General features: G+C 57.6%; 18 protein-coding genes and 1 riboswitch. Of the genes, 7 read left to right on the forward strand and 11 right to left on the reverse strand.

What is annotated here, in order from left to right; all coding sequences use genetic code 11:
• Positions 1-247: 247 nt before the first annotated feature.
• From FIV03_RS22405 to FIV03_RS22415, 3 genes are all read right to left on the reverse strand, one after another.
• On the reverse strand, positions 248-838 hold the full coding sequence (locus FIV03_RS22405) for a TetR family transcriptional regulator (RefSeq protein ID WP_152511029.1): 591 nt from the start codon (positions 836-838) through the stop codon (positions 248-250).
• A gap of 2 nt (positions 839-840) precedes the next feature.
• Positions 841-1284, reverse strand: a complete 444-nt coding sequence (locus tag FIV03_RS22410) for an isoprenylcysteine carboxylmethyltransferase family protein (protein WP_152511030.1) — start codon at positions 1282-1284, stop codon at positions 841-843.
• Positions 1285-1406: 122 nt separating this feature from the next.
• The gene (locus FIV03_RS22415) at positions 1407-2906 is read right to left on the reverse strand and encodes a CoA-acylating methylmalonate-semialdehyde dehydrogenase (protein WP_152511031.1); all 1500 of its coding nucleotides are present in this window, start codon (positions 2904-2906) and stop codon (positions 1407-1409) included.
• A gap of 344 nt (positions 2907-3250) precedes the next feature.
• On the opposite strand from FIV03_RS22415, the gene FIV03_RS22420 reads away from it, so the two are divergent.
• The gene (locus FIV03_RS22420; RefSeq protein ID WP_152511032.1) at positions 3251-4132 is read left to right on the forward strand and encodes a LysR family transcriptional regulator; all 882 of its coding nucleotides are present in this window, start codon (positions 3251-3253) and stop codon (positions 4130-4132) included.
• Between the two features lie 27 nt (positions 4133-4159).
• On the opposite strand, the gene FIV03_RS22425 is transcribed toward FIV03_RS22420, so the two are convergent.
• From FIV03_RS22425 to FIV03_RS22445, 5 genes are all read right to left on the reverse strand, one after another.
• A complete protein-coding gene (locus FIV03_RS22425) occupies positions 4160-4765 on the reverse strand; it encodes a thiamine phosphate synthase (RefSeq protein WP_152511033.1) in 606 nt (201 codons plus the stop codon).
• A complete protein-coding gene (locus FIV03_RS22430) occupies positions 4762-5535 on the reverse strand; it encodes a thiazole synthase (protein ID WP_152511034.1) in 774 nt (257 codons plus the stop codon). Before FIV03_RS22430 ends, FIV03_RS22425 begins: the two co-directional genes overlap by 4 nt.
• Before the next feature lie 5 nt (positions 5536-5540).
• Entirely contained in the window at positions 5541-5738 is a 198-nt protein-coding gene (gene thiS / locus FIV03_RS22435; RefSeq protein WP_152511035.1) for a sulfur carrier protein ThiS, read from the reverse strand.
• Positions 5722-6699, reverse strand: coding sequence for a glycine oxidase ThiO (thiO, locus tag FIV03_RS22440; protein ID WP_152511036.1), 978 nt, complete (start codon positions 6697-6699; stop codon positions 5722-5724). Before thiO ends, thiS begins: the two co-directional genes overlap by 17 nt.
• Positions 6700-6861: 162 nt before the next feature.
• A riboswitch (TPP riboswitch) is annotated at positions 6862-6982 on the reverse strand.
• 47 nt (positions 6983-7029) lie between these two features.
• On the reverse strand, positions 7030-7554 hold the full coding sequence (locus tag FIV03_RS22445; protein ID WP_209009754.1) for a DNA topology modulation protein FlaR: 525 nt from the start codon (positions 7552-7554) through the stop codon (positions 7030-7032).
• 146 nt (positions 7555-7700) lie between these two features.
• Here FIV03_RS22445 and FIV03_RS22450 point away from each other — a divergent pair, with 146 nt between their 5' ends.
• On the forward strand, positions 7701-8636 hold the full coding sequence (locus FIV03_RS22450; protein ID WP_152511038.1) for a pirin family protein: 936 nt from the start codon (positions 7701-7703) through the stop codon (positions 8634-8636).
• Here FIV03_RS22450 and FIV03_RS22455 read toward each other — a convergent pair.
• The gene (locus FIV03_RS22455; protein WP_152511039.1) at positions 8605-9447 is read right to left on the reverse strand and encodes a DUF6030 family protein; all 843 of its coding nucleotides are present in this window, start codon (positions 9445-9447) and stop codon (positions 8605-8607) included. The genes FIV03_RS22450 and FIV03_RS22455 overlap by 32 nt on opposite strands.
• Before the next feature lie 299 nt (positions 9448-9746).
• Between FIV03_RS22455 and FIV03_RS22460 the strand changes: the two genes are divergently transcribed.
• Both FIV03_RS22460 and FIV03_RS22465 read left to right on the forward strand, forming a co-directional pair.
• On the forward strand, positions 9747-10454 hold the full coding sequence (locus FIV03_RS22460) for a class II aldolase/adducin family protein (RefSeq protein WP_152511040.1): 708 nt from the start codon (positions 9747-9749) through the stop codon (positions 10452-10454).
• A 2-nt stretch (positions 10455-10456) separates the two neighbouring features.
• Entirely contained in the window at positions 10457-11350 is an 894-nt protein-coding gene (locus FIV03_RS22465; protein WP_152511041.1) for an ROK family protein, read from the forward strand.
• 73 nt (positions 11351-11423) lie between these two features.
• On the opposite strand, the gene FIV03_RS22470 is transcribed toward FIV03_RS22465, so the two are convergent.
• Complete coding sequence (locus tag FIV03_RS22470; protein WP_209009755.1) at positions 11424-12551, reverse strand: DMT family transporter; 1128 nt, start codon at positions 12549-12551, stop codon at positions 11424-11426.
• 118 nt (positions 12552-12669) lie between these two features.
• Between FIV03_RS22470 and FIV03_RS22475 the strand changes: the two genes are divergently transcribed.
• Both FIV03_RS22475 and FIV03_RS22480 read left to right on the forward strand, forming a co-directional pair.
• Positions 12670-13248: a MarR family winged helix-turn-helix transcriptional regulator gene (locus FIV03_RS22475; RefSeq protein ID WP_152511042.1), complete on the forward strand. Its 579-nt coding sequence runs from the start codon at positions 12670-12672 to the stop codon at positions 13246-13248.
• 150 nt (positions 13249-13398) lie between these two features.
• Entirely contained in the window at positions 13399-14163 is a 765-nt protein-coding gene (locus tag FIV03_RS22480; protein ID WP_152511043.1) for an FKBP-type peptidyl-prolyl cis-trans isomerase, read from the forward strand.
• Between the two features lie 67 nt (positions 14164-14230).
• Here FIV03_RS22480 and sthA read toward each other — a convergent pair whose 3' ends face one another.
• On the reverse strand, positions 14231-15631 hold the full coding sequence (sthA, locus tag FIV03_RS22485) for a Si-specific NAD(P)(+) transhydrogenase (RefSeq protein WP_152511044.1): 1401 nt from the start codon (positions 15629-15631) through the stop codon (positions 14231-14233).
• Between the two features lie 413 nt (positions 15632-16044).
• On the opposite strand from sthA, the gene FIV03_RS22490 reads away from it, so the two are divergent.
• Entirely contained in the window at positions 16045-16896 is an 852-nt protein-coding gene (locus FIV03_RS22490; RefSeq protein ID WP_173013911.1) for a transporter substrate-binding domain-containing protein, read from the forward strand.
• Positions 16897-16958 lie beyond the last annotated feature (62 nt).

Consider the following 16958-nt stretch of genomic DNA (forward strand, 5'->3'; position numbering starts at 1 on the left):
AATGGGAATGCCATGCAAGGGCGACCGGTATCGGCGCAGTACTGCGCCTGCAGATGCCTATTTTCTTTCACCGGATGCACAATTCTGCGAATAGGTTTTCAGGAGGTCTGCGAGATCTTTGTTCATGAAATTATCTCCTGAAGCTCCAGAAGACGACTTTGTGCAGGCCCTGTTCCAACAAACGCCCGAAAAAGGCAGCTGCTGTGTCTACCTGACAGTTGCCTTTGGCGGTGGTTCGCGGTGGTTGCTATCGCACGTGTCGATGCTCCAATTCGGAAAGCACCGCGGCAAGAACCGCTTCGGCGCGTTCTTCCGTGCACCTTGGCCTAAGGCGGGCAATCAGAAACGGGTCTCTGAACAGTTGCGTTGCGTCTTCAACCAATTCACACGCCCTTTTCAGTTCGCGTCCTTTAAATAAAGCGCCGAGGATCCCTTCCAGCATTTTCCGCAGTCTGCTCACATGGATGGTGACAGGTTCGGGATGCTCACCAGCCAGTGTCAGATAGGCCCGGAACAGGTCCGGATCGTCGTCGAACCTTTCTGACTTGATTGCGAGCTGCACCCTGACAAAAGCCGCCAGTTTCGATTGCCAGCTTTCCGCAGCTGATATTTCCACCTGAAGCGCAACTTCCACGTCTGCGAACCAGCGTTCCGCCAAGCCTGCCATGAGAGCCGCCTTGTTGGGAAAAAACCGGTAGACATTCGATTGCGACATCCGACAATCGGCCGCCAGATCAGTCACGGAAAAGCGCGGCGAACCTTGCCGCCGCAAGCGGTGTTCCGCAGCCTGCAGCAGGCTGTCCCGGATTTCGGCGTTTTCAACCTTCGGTCTTGCCATTTCTAAAGCCAACGCCTCACATTTTTTCTGTAGTCCAGGTAAGGCTGGCCAAACGTCTTCTCGGCGTTCCGCTCCTCAATCGGGATGTACCAGAACTGCGCGGCCAGAAAAAAGACGATTGCGAAAAGGACGTTCAATGCTTCGTTGGTACAGACAGCGACCCCGAGCAGCATCAACAAAAACCCAAGATACATCGGATTGCGCGAAAGCGCGTAGATGCCGGAGGTAACCAAGCGGGTTGGTTGCCGGAACGTATGGATTTCCGTTTCTTGCGAAATGAACGTGCCATGTCCCTTTTTCAGGAAAAACAACCCCAGAGCGACGACTGCCAAACCGGTCCACTGGAACGGTGCAGGAAGCATCGGCGAACCGGGACACAAGATCGTGACGGGGACCATCGACAACAGGAACAGGCCGAAAAGGACAGGCGGAATTATCTGAGGCATGAGAGGTCTCCAAACGCACTTTATAATAAATAATAAATTTCATCTTTTATCATTTTACAAGGCAAAAAAGAGGCGCTCCAGGCGAAACCGGGAGCGCCAGACCGGACTTGGTCCGGGAGGAATTACTTCATCGTCGGGATCACGAACTCGGCCCCGTCCTTCAGACCTGACGGCCAGCGGGAGGTCACGGTCTTGGTGCGGGTGTAGAACTTGAACCCGTCCGGACCATGCTGGTTGAGATCGCCGAAACCGGACTTCTTCCAGCCGCCGAAGGTGTGGTAGGCGAGCGGCACCGGAATCGGCACGTTGATGCCGACCATGCCGATGTTGATGCGGGACGCGAAGTCGCGGGCGGTGTCGCCGTCACGGGTGAAGATCGCAGTGCCGTTGCCGTATTCGTGGCTGAGCGGCAGATCGAGAGCTTCTTCGTAGTTCTCTGCGCGAACCACGGACAGGACCGGACCGAAGATTTCGGTCTTGTAGATGTCCATGTCCTTGGTGACGTTGTCGAACAGGCAGCCACCCATGAAGAAGCCGTTCTCATAGCCCTGCATGGAGAAATCGCGGCCATCGACAACCAGCTTCGCACCTTCCTTGATGCCCTGATCGACGAGCCCCTTGACGCGGGCAAGCGCTTCCTTGGTCACCAGCGGACCGAAGTCGACGTCGTTGCCGGCCGTGTACGGCCCGATCTTCAGTGCTTCCACCTTCGGCGCAAGCTTCTCGATCAGTGCGTTTGCGGTGCTTTCGCCAACCGGAACGGCAACAGAAACAGCCATGCAACGCTCGCCGGCCGCGCCGTAACCGGCACCGATCAGAGCATCGGCCGCCTGATCGAGGTCGGCATCCGGCATGATGATCATGTGGTTCTTTGCGCCACCGAAACACTGGGCGCGTTTGCCGGATGCTGTTGCACGGGCATAAACATACTGGGCAATCGGCGTGGAACCGACGAAGCCGACAGCCTGGATGGTTTCATCGTCCAGGATTGCATCGACCGCGCTCTTGTCGCCGTTGACAACGTTCAAAACACCTTCCGGCAGACCGGCTTCGATCATCAGTTCAGCAAGCATGATCGGCACGGACGGATCGCGCTCGGACGGCTTCAGGATGAAGGAGTTGCCACAAGCGATCGCCGGGCAGAATTTCCACATCGGGATCATGGCCGGGAAGTTGAACGGCGTGATGCCGGCAACGACGCCAAGCGGCTGGCGCATGGAATACATGTCGATGCCCGGACCGGCGCCTTCGGTGAATTCGCCCTTCAGCAGATGCGGCGCACCAATGCAGAACTCGGCAACTTCCAGACCGCGGATAACGTCGCCCTTGGCGTCCGGAATCGTTTTGCCATGCTCGCGGGAAAGAGCTTCAGCCAGCTTGTCCATGTCGCGGTTGAGAAGATCAACGAACTTCATCATCACGCGAGCGCGACGCTGCGGATTGGTGGCAGCCCAGGCAGGCTGTGCGGCAGCGGCATTGGCAATTGCCGCGTCCATCTCGGCCTGGCTGGCCAGGGCGACCTGCGCCTCGACTTCACCGGTTGCCGGGTTGTAGACATCTGCAAAGCGGCCGGAGGTTCCCTCCACGTGTTTGCCGCCGATAAAATGACCGATCTTCCGCATGTCGCGTTTCTCCCAATATGTCCTGACACCAGCCAAAAGGATTTTGGGCGAGCATCAAAGATGATGTCTTTTTTGACTTTTATTTTTGCTACAAACAAGAACCAGATTTCCGGACCCGTTGTGCGTTTTTTGAAGTTATGCAATAAAATGCCACAGAGCGTTTGAGACAAACGATAGGTCCAATTCCCCTCGGTTGTCATCCCGGCTGAAACTCTACCAAATGCCGGTGCGCAGCAAGACGTGATCTCACCACCATGAACTCGGCGGCCATGGCGCCTGGTATCCGAACATCGGTTGAAAAAAACAAATCAGAGCGGGCTGATTATCGCGGAAAGCAAATCAACATGAACTGGGACGACATCCGCATCTTTCTCGCGATCGCTCGAACAGGACAAATCCTGGCGGCAGCGCGCCGTCTCGGCCTCAACCACGCCACGGTGGCACGCAGGCTGACGAGCCTTGAAGACAGCATCGGCACACGCCTCTTCGACAGATCAACATCCGGCTGCCTTCTGACGGAAGCCGGCAGCCGGTTCTTTGACCGGGCAGAACGGATCGAAGCCGAGGCGGTGGCAGCGGAAGCCGACCTGACAAACAACACGCCGGAAATTTCCGGAACCGTTCGCATCGGTGCGCCCGATGGTTTCGGTGTCGCGTATCTTGCGCCCCGGCTTGGCAAGCTCACGGAAAAACATCCAGGACTGACGGTGCAGCTCGTTCCAGTACCCCGCTCCTTCTCGCTCTCCCGCCGTGAAGCTGATATCGCCGTGACAATAGACAGGCCGGAAACAGGCAGGCTGGTTGCCGGCAAGCTCGTCGACTATTCGCTCGGCCTTTATGCGTCAAAAACCTATCTGGAAAGCCGGGGAACGCCTTCCTCCGCAAGCAATCTGATCGACCACGATCTTATTGGTTACGTGGAAGACCTGCTCTACTCGCCATCGCTGAACTATGGCACCGAGATCCTCAAAGACTGGACCGCACGATTTGAAATCGCCTCCGCACTCGGCCAGACCGAAGCAGTCAGGTCCGGCGCCGGTATCGGCATCCTTCACGATTTCATCGCGCGCGATAATGCCGATCTGGTCGCAGTTCTCCCGGAGATAAAGCTTCACCGGGCTTACTGGATGGTGACACATGAAAGTTCACGCCCTCTCCGCCATGTCGCTGCAGCACAGGACTTTCTGCGCGATCAAGTCGCGCGCGACAAGGCGATATTCGGCTAGCCAGGCCGAAGGTGAAACGCGCTCGACCTACCGCCAGGGATCTGTCGCCATTATCCATTCCCTGGTGCGTGCTTCCGGATCGGCATTGCGGGTGATGTCGGTGACAACGGCTGCGATATCTGCGCCGTTCTCGAACACACCCGGCAGACGCTCCGGATTGAGGCCGCCAATGGCAACAAGCGGCAATTCGCCGATCTGCCGCTTCCACCGACCGACCTTTTCAACGCCTTGAGGCGCCCATTTCATTTCTTTCAGGATCGTCGGATAGACAGGCCCCAGCGCGACATAATCGGGCTCGACAGAAAGCGCTGTTTCCAGTTCCTCACCGTCATGGGTCGAAACGCCAAGTTTCAGCCCCGCCTTGCGAATGGCCGCCACATCGGCGTCAGCAAGGTCTTCCTGACCAAGGTGGACAAAGTCGCAGTCCAGTTCAATCGCGAGCTGCCAATAATCGTTCACGACAAGTTGGCAGCCGTGCTTCTCGCACACGCTCTTGGATGCTGCGATTTCCTTTCGCAGGACTTCATCACTCGCGTCCTTGATGCGCAGTTGAACCAGCTTGACGCCAAGCGGAACCAGTCGCTCGATCCATTCGGAACTGTCGACGATGAGGTAAAAGGGATCGAGCTTCATTCAAACACCGCCATTCCGAGAACCGGGGTAGAAGGAACCGCCATGTCGCGGGGTTCCAGGGGTTGGGCTTTATAGGCCAGGCGACCGGCCTCAATTGCAACTGCAAAGGCTTTGGCCATCGCGACAGGGTCTCCGGCCTTTGCGACAGCCGTATTCAGCAGTACCGCATCGAAACCGAGTTCCAGAACAGCGGCCGCATGGGACGGTCTGCCAAGACCGGCATCGACAACAAGTGGGATGCCTCTGAAGTGACTGCGATAAGCACGAAGGGCATCCGGATTGACCGGCCCCTTCGCCGAACCGATTGGCGCACACCAGGGCATCAACACCTGGCATCCCGCCTCAAGCAACCGGTCGCCGACAACAATATCGTCCGTCGTATATGGAAACACCTTGAATCCGTCATCGCTCAGGATACGTGCGGCTTCCACGAGGCCAAAGACATCCGGCTGCAGGCTGTCGTGATGACCGATCACTTCCAGCTTGATCCAGTCGGTTCCAAATAGGTCGCGCGCCATTTTAGCGGTGGTGACGGCTTCCTTTACCGAATGACATCCGGCAGTGTTGGGCAGCACCTTGACGTTCATTTCACGGATAAGGTCCCAGAACCGGCCGCCTCCGCCACTTCCTGCCGTTTCGCGCCGAAGGGACACCGTCAGAATTTCAGCCCCGGATACCTTCACCGCGTCCGACAGAATTTGGGGTGATGGGTACTGGGCAGTTCCAAGCAGGAAACGCGACGCAACGCTTTCGCCGTAAACTTCAAACATGGGCGTCATCCTCCCTGCATCGGCGACAGGATCTCGATACGGTCGCCCGCCTCAAGGAAGCAAGCGCTTCGTTCTTCAGCACAAACCAGATCGCCGTTGCGTGCCGTTGCAAGAAACTCATGGTCATAGGCCAGTTCGTCCAGAAGCGCAGCCAGCGTCGCGCTGACAACTTCCTGAGGTTCGCCGTTAATGGTTAGCTTCAAGGGACTTCTCCTGAAGGTGTTGCACGATCCTGTCTGCCGCCTCCGTGGCAAAATGCGGAGCAAGCAGGAAGCCATGCCGGTAAAATCCGTTCATTGACAACGTGTTGCCGGTAAACGTGAGACGAGGAAGATTGTTTGGATATGCCGGGCGGAGGCCCACCCCGGTTTCGATGATCTTTGCCTCGGCAAATCCCGGATGCAGGCTGTAGGCGGCATTCAGAAGTTCCATGGTGGACCGAACACTGACGGCCCCCTGGTCGCGACTTTCGATCATGGTCGCACCGACCATGAAGACCCCATTGTCACGAGGCACCACGTAAACCGGAATTCGGGGGTGCAGAAATCGCACCGGCCGCGAAAGCGAGACATCCGGTGCATGCAAGATCAACATTTCACCGCGTACGGGACGCAAGTGCGGATCCGGCGAGGCCATGCCGGTACAGTCTGCAATCAGGTCGGTCGACAAGGTGAAGTCCTGCGCCTCGAACCTGACGTGAGCACCACCTTCTGAAACCTTTGCCTTTAATGTGGTGAGAGCCAGGCGCGGATCGAGATGGGCTTCCCCGACAAAATGGAGCCCCTTTGCAAAACGGCCTGCGAGGTCCGGCTCGAGTGCGCCCAGCGCTGCGCTGTCGAGCCATTCAAAACCGTTGGTCCGAGAAGCGAACCGGCTCAATTCTCCAGTATCGCGCGGCGCAGCAACAACCAGCGTGCCATTTTGCTGAACCTGCCCTGGCAGGACCTTGCGCCACCAGCCAATGGACGCTTGTCCAAGCCGCAAGACCTCTTCTTCTGCGTTTTCCCGCTCACACCAAGGCGCCAGCATGCCACCTGCGAGCCAGGAAGCACTGGCGGACAAATCCCTGCTTTTTTCCACCAGTTCGACTTGCACGCCGCGCAAGACAAGCTCATGCGCCAGCGCCAGACCGGCGACACCTGCTCCCTTTATCCCGACCCTCATTCCGGCCCTCTTCCGGGAAAGACCGCAAGTCCTTCGCCTTTGCGCGATAACCGGTATCCCGCTTGCATAAAACGCATCTCCGTACGGACCGGAAAAGGTCCCGCATTTCGGACATTCGGCTTGGAAAGGTGGCCAAGGGTGGCGCATTGCGGCGGCAATTGCATTTGACCGAGAACACCTTCCCTTCGCCAGCATGACCTGGATCAGGTTCGTCGGGTCCCTGCACTGCGCAAGTGCGCCAGCAGTATCTCAGCCTCTTCTGGAGGCACCCCGGGTGAGCCCCTGTTGTGCCGCCCGTCAGGCGCACCTGTCAAGAGACAGGATGAGCCTTCAGCCCTGTTGCCGAGGGCTCGCCAGAAAGTCGTCGATTTCGGCAAGGGTGCTGAACCGATAGACTTTCAGATGGTCCGGAGGTTCGCGGTAGATGTGCTCCAGCTTGGCTCTGGCGGATTGTCTCGTTCGCCAGATGAACCTCAGGAATTCAACAGTTTGCCAGTTGAACTGCTCCGGGCAGCCCTCGGCCAGATCCGGACGGCTCTGCCCATTGTACTTCACGGACCGTTTCAGCACTCGAAATATGCGGCGCGTTACCGGGACGTCGAGCCAGATGAAAGTGTCGGCACGTTCGACTCGCTCCGCATAGGTGCTTGAATGACCGCCCTCGAAGATCCAGACATCCTTCAGATGGACCTCATGTGTCAGCCGGTCTTTCTCTTCCCGGGACCGTTCATTCCAGCCGGAGCGGTAGTGAATCTTGTCCATGTGGTACACCGGCAGTCCAGTTTTCCGCCCAAGGGCAACGGCAAGCGTGCTTTTGCCCGAGCCCGGGCCGCCAACGATCATCACGCGTTTCATGTCGCACCAAACAAAAGCAAGGAAGGGCTGGTCGTTATACAGATTGTGCAGGGGATGAAAACCCGAAACAGACTGTTCAATGGACACTTCGGCTTCGCAGGCCCTATCTAGTTTGCAAGACAGAATGTTCTTTGATGGAGAGGCAGATGAGCTGGTTGAATTGCCCTGATCCCGTACCGGGAAATGCTGCAAGCTGTGACCCGATTGAAACGATCATCGTACCGCGGACATCCGACCTCGGCGGATTTTCGGTAAGACGAGCCTTGCCGTCCGCCAGGCGGCGGATGGTTGGCCCGTTCATCTTCTTCGACCAGATGGGCCCGGCAGAACTTTTGGTCGGCGGCGGTATCGACGTGCGTCCACATCCTCACATCGGGTTGGCGACAGTTACCTATCTCTTCGAAGGCGAGATGTATCACCGTGACAGCCTTGGAACGGAGATTGCGATTGCCCCCGGTGCTCTGAACTGGATGAGTGCCGGCAAGGGCATCGTGCATTCCGAACGTGAGAGGCCGGAACGCCTGCAGAAAAAACGTCCCCTGTTCGGCCTGCAGAGCTGGGTGGCCCTGCCCAAACACCTGGAAGAGACCGACCCGACCTTCCAGCACCACGGCACTGAGGAACAGCCGGAATTTGCCGACAAGGGCGCTTCAGTCAAACTTATCGCGGGCGAGCTTTATGGCCACAAGGCACCGGTGAAGACAGCGTCCGACATGTTCTATGCCGATATCACGCTGGAACCGGGAGCGAAGATCCCGCTGGATGCCGGATGGGAAGAGCGCGGCCTTTATACGGTCTCGGGCCAGATCACCATTGCCGGCCAGAATTTCGATCCGGCCCAGCTGCTGGTGTTCAAACCGGGTGATCATCTGGTGATCGAAAACACGTCTCCCCTGCCGGCCCGTTTCGTAGTGCTTGGCGGCGAACCGATGGACGGCCGGCGTTATATCTGGTGGAACTTCGTGTCTTCATCGAAAGAGCGCATCGAGCAGGCCAAGGAAGACTGGCGCCTTGGCCGTTTCGATACGGTACCCGGCGATGCGGAAGAGTTCATTCCCTTGCCTGACCGTCCGGGACCCTGACACTCCAGCCGCTTTCCAGTGGTGGTGCTTTTTCAAACCTGTCGGCGGGCCGGATAAGGTCCGGCTCGCCAAAGTCCAGAATGATGTTGAGCCGTTGGCTTGCCAGCGGGTCACCCGTCAGATTTGGATCTTCCGGCGAAACCGACAGCCGCACGCCCCTGTGTGTCGTTTCCAGTTGCCTGAACCCGGAAACCGCCTCGCGAAACACTTCCGGAACCGTCCAGCCATACCGAAGCGACAGGGCGTCGATCACCAGCCAGACCGCATCTAGGCCGATCTGCATCTGGCGTGGATCTTCCACCACCAGCTTCAGCCGAAGATAATCGATGCTTTTTTCCGATGGGCCGCGCAGCAGAAAGAAAAGAGTTGTCGAGCCGTAGTCGACGCTGGGTGTAGTCAAGGGCACCAGGTCGGATGCACATTGCCAGCGGCCTTCGCTGAAAGGCGCCCGACTCCAGCCGGGGTTTCCGAGCCCCAGAGACCGTAATTCGTCGCATAGCTGATCCGGCTGGCCCAGGAAGCTGCGTTTCAGCTCCGCTGACAGTTCCGGTTCCGGAGCCAGCAGCACCTGCTTGGCCGGAGACTGCAGGGAAGAAAGCGGATCAGGCATCAAGGGGGCGGTTGCAACGCTTTCCTCCCCCCCTTGCCCGGCAAGGTGAAGGAACAGGCCGCCAACGGCGAAACCGGCAGCCAGCAACGCCAGGGTTCCCCAGATGTAGTACGGCGTCACCTGAGAACGTTTACGAGATCTGGACGCGCGTGGTGGCAGGCCTGACTTCCTGGGCTCGCCTCCTTCAGACAGAGTTTCCATGTCCGGCTCGGCCCAGCGCGGGCCTTTGGAACGGTGCCCCGGCCTCGACCTGGAATGCGCTCCCCTACCCGTCCGGTCTGCCGACAATGCAGCCGATCCAAGCAATTGCCTGAGCTTGTCTGCGAAACCCGCCATTCAGTCCCTTAACACCGCGATCCTCAACCGAGTGGTCAAGGGCACGGGATTTATCAAACCAATACCTTGAAAAGGCAACCGGATACCTGTCATGTAAGCGCCGCTTCCACGGTCGCGCAGCCAAACTAACGCTCGCACCCGAACCAGAACCAAAGAGGCCCCGAATGCCCACCTTTCCAGGTGACACACCTGACCTGCGCCTTGCGATCATCGAGACAGCCCGTGCCTTGCCTCGTCTCGGACTGACCAAAGGCACCTCAGGAAATGTCAGTGCACGCACCGAATCCGGTTTTTTGGTGACGCCGTCGGGAACGCCTTACGAAAATCTGACTGAAGACAAGATTGTCGCGCTGGACTGGGACGGCTGCTACCGCGGCGAGACACTACCGTCTTCCGAATGGCGGATGCATCTCGACTTCTATCTGGCGAAACCGGAATGCGGCGCAGTGGTGCATTGCCATAGTCCTCGCGCGACCGCCCTGTCCTGTCACCGGCGCGGCATTCCAGCATTTCACTATATGGTGGCGCTTGCCGGTGGCGACCGTATCGAATGCGCCCATTACACCACCTTCGGCACCCGTGGATTGTCCGAGGCAATGATTTCAGCACTTGGTGACAGAAACGCCTGCCTGCTTGCAAATCATGGGCAGATCGCCGGTGGAGCAACCTTGCAGAAGGCGCTTTCGACCGCGGAAGGCGTGGAAGATCTGGCAGACCAGTATCTATCAGCCCTGATCCTGGGTGAACCTGTGATACTGGATGCGGAAGAAATGACCGCGATCTTGAAAAAATTCAAAACCTACGGAAAACAAACAAGCGAACTTGAAGACGGCCAGACAGCTGCCTTCGAACTGCCAAGACGGATGGACTGAAAATGCGGCTGGGAATTGACTGGGGTGGAACCAAGATCGAAATCATCGCTCTTTCCAACGAGGGCGAGGAACTGTTCCGGCAACGGGTCGACACCCCCAGGGACGACTATGAAGGTTGTCTGGAAGCAGTCCGTTTTCTGGTCGAGGCGGCCGAAAAGGCAACCGGACAGACGGGAACGCTCGGTCTTGGCATTCCCGGTTCGCTTTCCCCCAAGACAGGTCTGGTCAAGAACGCCAATTCCACCTGGATGAACGGCAAGCCCCTGGACCAGGACCTGCAGAGGGTACTTGGCCGCCCGGTGCGTATCCAGAATGACGCAAACTGTCTGGCTGTTTCCGAAGCGACCGATGGCGCAGGTGCTGGAGCGCATATCGTTCACGCCATAATCATCGGCACAGGCAGCGGTTCGGGCATTGCCATCGACGCGAAAGCCCATCTTGGTGCCAACGGCATCGGTGGCGAATGGGGAGCGATCACCGTGCCCTGGCTAAAGCCGGAAGAGTATCCGGGTCCCGACAGCTGGATCGGCCACAAGGGCGCCATCGATCGCTGGTGTTCGGGAACGGGCTTTCAGCTCGACTACAAGGACAGGACCGGAACGCTGTTGAAAGGCCATGAAATCATGGCGCTGAAACGCTCCGGCGACACGGTGGCAACTGCCGTCTACGAGGCTTACGTCAGCCGTCTTGCCCGTGCGCTTGCAATGTCGGCTAATCTGCTCGATCCGGATGTATTCGTCCTGGGTGGCGGCATGTCGAATATCGACGAGCTATATGCCGACCTCCCTCCCGCAATGACGCCTTACATCTTCTCCGATACCTTCGAGACACCGATCCGCAAGGCTATGCATGGCGACAGCTCTGGTGTGCGGGGAGCGGCCTGGCTCTGGGGGTGAGAAATCACCTGGAAGCCAAAGACGACAAACCGACCCCGCGAGTTGCGGGATCGGTTCCTGGGGTATGGCAAGACTAGTTTGACTTTTTCGCTACAGCGCCGCGCCCTTTGCTGACGAGCACAATCCCGGCCCCGACAGCTGCGACGGCCGCCAGTTTCGCCAAGTTTGGCACTTCACCAAAGGCGAGATATCCGAGGCCAAGACCAATCACCGCGGCAACGGAGCCTATCTGGCTGAGATAGACAGGCCCGGCTGTGTGCTGCAGGCGAAAATACAGCCCGTACTGAAAAGCGAATATCGTTATTTGGGCTGCCAACAGACCAGTGGCCTCAAGCGACCAGGTGCCGGGCACAACGGGGATACCAGCCGTGGCAGTAAATAGTCCGAGTGCCGCGAACCCGACCAGCATCATGCCGAGAGCAAGATTTACCGGCCGTGCGCCTGCTGGCCACTTGACCGAGCGATAAATGTTACCGGAAGCCAGGAATACAGGGATCGACAGCGCAAACATCGCCCACCAGGAGGCATCCACGGAAAGCTGACGTCCGGACGCCGCCAGCAAGATGCCACCGGCCAGACCGAACAGAACGCCAACCCCACGCAGAACCTGAAACTTCTCCAGGCGCAACAGAACAGCAAATCCATAAGTCAGAACCAGCGGAAATGCGTAGCTCAGCGAAACAAACCCCGCCCCGACCTTTGGCGCAGCAACCACTGCGATCATGTTCGGGGCAATGAACAGGAGACCGCTGACCAGCAGGTAGAAGGCAAACTGGCCCCGGCTGACGTCTGTGTCCCCTTTAGCGGCGATACTTCCTCCGGCTGCAATCCTGCTAATAACGAACAAACCCGCAGCACCGCCAAGGATGGACCACTGCAACAGGGCCAAAGGATGCCACCCGGTCATGGGGGCGGCCTTGGCAATCACCGTGGATACGGCGAGAAAACCACCGACGATCAACAACAGCACCAACGGCTGATCCAAGGGATTTTCACGCCTTTCGCCTGAAAGAGATGCTTGTTGCTGCAGGGAAGCCGCACTTGCGGATGTTCCTAATCTGGTCGTGTCCACCATGGGACTGTCCTTCCTCACAATTTGGCGCTGGCTTGATGCTGCACCGTTGCCAGAACAGATAACGCATATTATCTCGATTTCAAGATACTTAATTTCAAGATTCTTGACATCAGTTGACAGAACCACCCGAAACGGCCAGTATCGAAACAACAAAAACAGTCGATATGTCAGCTAGTTACGCAACCTCTTGCTCCCTCGTGAAAAAGTGCGTCATCTGACTGGAAATGATCTGGAGTTTCCGACCATGACCACCCGGTCAAGCGACACCAAGAAGCCATCGGATCACCTGTTCGGAGATCCGGAAGACCTGCTAATCGACCGTGCGGAGCGCGCGCGCAGGCAATGGCAAAGGGAAATACCCGAGATCGCGGAGCAGCTGTCGCCAATGGTTCTGCTTGGACGATTGAACGAAGCGTCTCAGGTGATGGGTCGCGATTATCTTGCCCCTGCCTACGCGGATATCGGATTGAAGACGGGTGAATTCGATGTTCTGGCAACCCTCGTGCGGTCCGGACCACCCTACAAGCTGACGCCGACGGAATTGTACCGGACCACGATGATGAGCTCGGGCGGCATGACGGCCCGGGTCGATAAGCTGGAGAAAGCAGGTCTGGTTGAACGCTGCCCGCATCCGGACGACAGACGGGCACTCACCGTTTGCCTGACCCCGAAGGGACTGGACCTGATCAAGGGACAAATGCCCGACTACATTGCAACACAGCAGAAGGCTGTGAGCGGCTTAAGCGAAAAAGAACAACAGCAATTGTCAGACCTTCTGGAAAAGCTCATTCGCTCCGTCAACGATCCTCTTGGCAAGACCTGACTGGCGCATACGCTAGCCAGGCGCTTCTGGTCTGGAAACCACAAGCCGCCCCGGCCTTGTGACTTACCGTCACTGTGATCGAAACCCGGATTGTTTTCCTGTCCCAGATGACCAATTCTTGTCCGTAACAACACACCGGGACCACACATCATGCTCAAATTGGTTACGCGCATTTTCGCCATCATGCTTTTCGTCCTGCCGGCACAGGCACAGGAAGAGCTGCAGATCCGGGATATTGAAAAAGGAACCGGCGAAGAAGCAAACGTCGGTGAAACGGTGGTGGTGCACTACACCGGTTGGCTGATGGACGGAACGAAGTTCGACTCCAGCGTCGACCGAGGCACGCCGTTTTCGTTCACACTGGGTGAGCGGCGCGTTATTCCCGGTTGGGAAAAAGGCGTCGAGGGCATGCAGGTCGGCGGCAAGCGCGAGCTCATCATTCCGCCAGACATGGCTTATGGGTCGCAAGGCGCAGGCGGGATCATTCCGCCGGATGCCACATTGAAATTCGAAATCGAACTGCTTGAGGTCAAGGCGAAGAAATTCTCTGATATCGACAACGGCACCCTGAAGGCAAAGCTCGCCTCAGGCACCACGGTCATTGATATCCGGCGTCCTGACGAGTGGAAGCAAACCGGCGTCATTCCGGGCAGCCACCTGGTTACGTTCTTCAATGACAGTGGCCAGGTGAACCCTGCCTTCGGCAGCGAACTTCAGAAGTTGGTTTCCGGCCCCTCGGACGAAGTGGTGTTTATCTGCCAGACGGGGCAACGAAGCCAGGCTCTGTCAGAATATCTCGCCGGACAGGCCGGCTTCACCAACGTGGTCAACGTCGAAAAGGGAATTGCACACTGGATCGAAGATGGCGGCGAAGTCACCCAGGCAGCCTTGCCGGAGAATTGCTGGCTCTGCTGAATTCGGATCGTCCGCCTTATTCCAGTTGATCTGCAAGAGCCCGTCAGACAAGGCCGCCACCGCTGGTTCAGTGATCCAGTGGCGGCATACGGTTCCAGGCATCGAGCGCGGCGATCTTGTAGGCCTCAGCCAGCGTCGGGTAGTTGAAGGTATTTTCGACGAAATACTCCAGCGTACCACGCAGATTGAGCACAGCCTGGCCGATGTGAACCAGTTCGGTCGCGCCCTCGCCCACAATATGACATCCAAGAAGCCGGCGGGTCTTGAGCGAGAAGATCATCTTCAGCATGCCGGTATCGAGACCCATGATGTGGCCGCGTGACGTTTCGCGGAAACGGGCAACGCCGCACTCGTAGGGAATGCCGCGTTCCTTGATCTCCTCCTCGGTCATGCCGACGGTCGAAATTTCCGGAACCGCATAGATGCCATAGGGAAAATACTCGGGCGGATCGTAGGCCTTTTCTCCCAAGGCCTGACAGGCCGCAATGCGCCCCTGCTCCATGGAGGTCGAGGCAAGGCTCGGAAAACCGATGACATCGCCAGCTGCATAGATATGCGGCACGTCGGTCTGGAAAGTCATCGGGTCGACCCTCAGACGACCACGATGGTCCACTTCCAGGCCGCAGCTTTGCAAGTTCAGGTTCGGGGTCGCGCCCATGCGCCCTGCCGCGAACAGGATGACGTTGGACCGGACACTACGGCCACCTTCCAGCGTGATTTCACATTCTGCGGGACCGTGTTTTTCGATCTTCTGGACCTTTGCACCAAAACGCAGCGCAATTCCACGGTCTCGGAGCTGATGCGTGAAATCGGCAACGAGCTCCTTGTCCAGGAAGTCGAGCATCGTGTCGCGCGGCTCGATCAGCGTCACGTGTACATCGAGTGCGGAAAATATCGAGGCATATTCGACACCGATAACACCTGCGCCGATGACAGCGACCGATCGGGGCAATTCGCCAAGCTCGAGGATCTCGTCGCTATCGAGAACATATTCTCCATCAAAGGGAACATAGTCGGGGCGGAAGGGCTTGGTTCCGACGGCGATGATGAACTTGTCCGAGGTGATGAAATGAACTTCCCCGGCATCGCCCTCCACTTCGATCTTGTGCGGCTCGATGAACCTTGCCTCGCCCCGGATCGTATCGACCTTGTTTCGGGCAAACTGATGCTCCAGAACCTCGACCTCGTGATTGAGGGTGATGTGCAACCGCGCGCGAAGGTCCGCAGCCGTCAGGTCTTCCTTCACCCGGTAGGAGCGGCCGTAGAAGCCGCGTTCGCGCCATCCGGTCAGGTTGAGCACGGTCTCACGCAAAGTCTTGGAAGGAATGGTTCCGGTGTGCACCGAAACGCCGCCGACCCGCCGTCCGCGTTCCACCACCAGAACATTGTAGCCGAATTTTGCCGCCTGGATCGCCGCCCGGCGCCCGGCCGGTCCGCTGCCGATCACAACCAGATCGTAGTGTTCCATGTGCCCCTCACTGCCAGTTTTCTGTCAGCCACTTGGCCTCCGTTCGTGCGGAGGCACCTTGTTGAAAATCGCTGCACTGCAAAAACAGCATCTTGGCGGAAGGGTCAAGAAGGCAAGCGGAAAATGAAGGTTTTCCGTGAGCTTTGGTGGAGAAGCCGGTCCTGACCAGAACTTGTATCCAGGTTGCAAGACAAACACGGTCCGTCGTCTATATACTCGCCATCGATGAGATTCTCGGTCTCTGCCGAGCCATTCCCCTCACATTTCATGCGACCTTTCAGGAAGCTGAAGTTCGAGAGCGAAACGTTAATATGAAGCACCTTCACGACAGCCAGGCGTGAACGGGATTCCCAACACTGAAAGGGTCGACCACCGAAATGGGATCATCGCCTTCCCAGACGGCGTGCCGGGCAATGGCATTGCTTGAAAGTATTACAGTCAGGCTGCCGCATGCGTTGGTTCTATTAAGTGCGATGCTGCTTTCGCCGAACGATAGCGCGAAGGCGGAACAATCCGGCCAATGCCCGATGCATGAAGAGATCGTTCTTGCAGCGGAAGATGCCTTTTTTCCCTATTCAGGCCTTCATGAGGGAGAGCTACGCGGCTTTGCAGTGGATCTAGTAACCGCTGCCTTGAGCGCAAAACACTGCGACGTCACGCTCCACGTCATGCCGTACAACAGGTGCATACGCGAGGTCGCCCAGGGCAGGCAGCTTGGCTGCTTCGACACCACCGGCTCGGATGAAAACAAGCGCAATTACATTTTTCACCAGACACCGCTCTTTTTCGGAAAGATCCTGGTTTACAGCCATCCGGACAACACGGCGAAATTTCATCCCGATTTCCTGAAAGACAAGACCTTCTCCGTGGTCAGAGGGTACACCTACACCGACGCCTTCGATGCCGATGAGACGATCTCGAAGGTAGAGGTGGATTCCGATCTGCAGACACTTGCGCTGGTAGCGAAGAGGCGAACCGACTACGCCGTCGCCTACGAAAAGGTTGCCGACTTTCACATCAGCAACAGTCAGGATCTCATTTCCCCAGCCCCCAAGGCCGTCCACGAACTCGCAAGGTTCGGTCTCTTCGTATCATTTTCCAAATTGACGCCCGAGCGCTCAAGCGCGGTAGCAGCCCTTCTCGATGAGGGACTGCACGCCATACAGGAGAATGGGACGTATGATGATATCGATGCAGCCTGGGACGCATGGCTGAAGCACGGTCTGAAGGACGGGCGGCCCGCGCCGCACTGGAAAAGCCGGTAAAACGTCAGGTAGTCTTTTTTCGTTGCCATCCAGAAGCGTATAATCTATCCCTCTTGCCATGA

The sequence above is a fragment of the Labrenzia sp. THAF187b genome, from assembly GCF_009363375.1.
GTDB classification, from domain to species: domain Bacteria; phylum Pseudomonadota; class Alphaproteobacteria; order Rhizobiales; family Stappiaceae; genus Roseibium; species Roseibium algicola.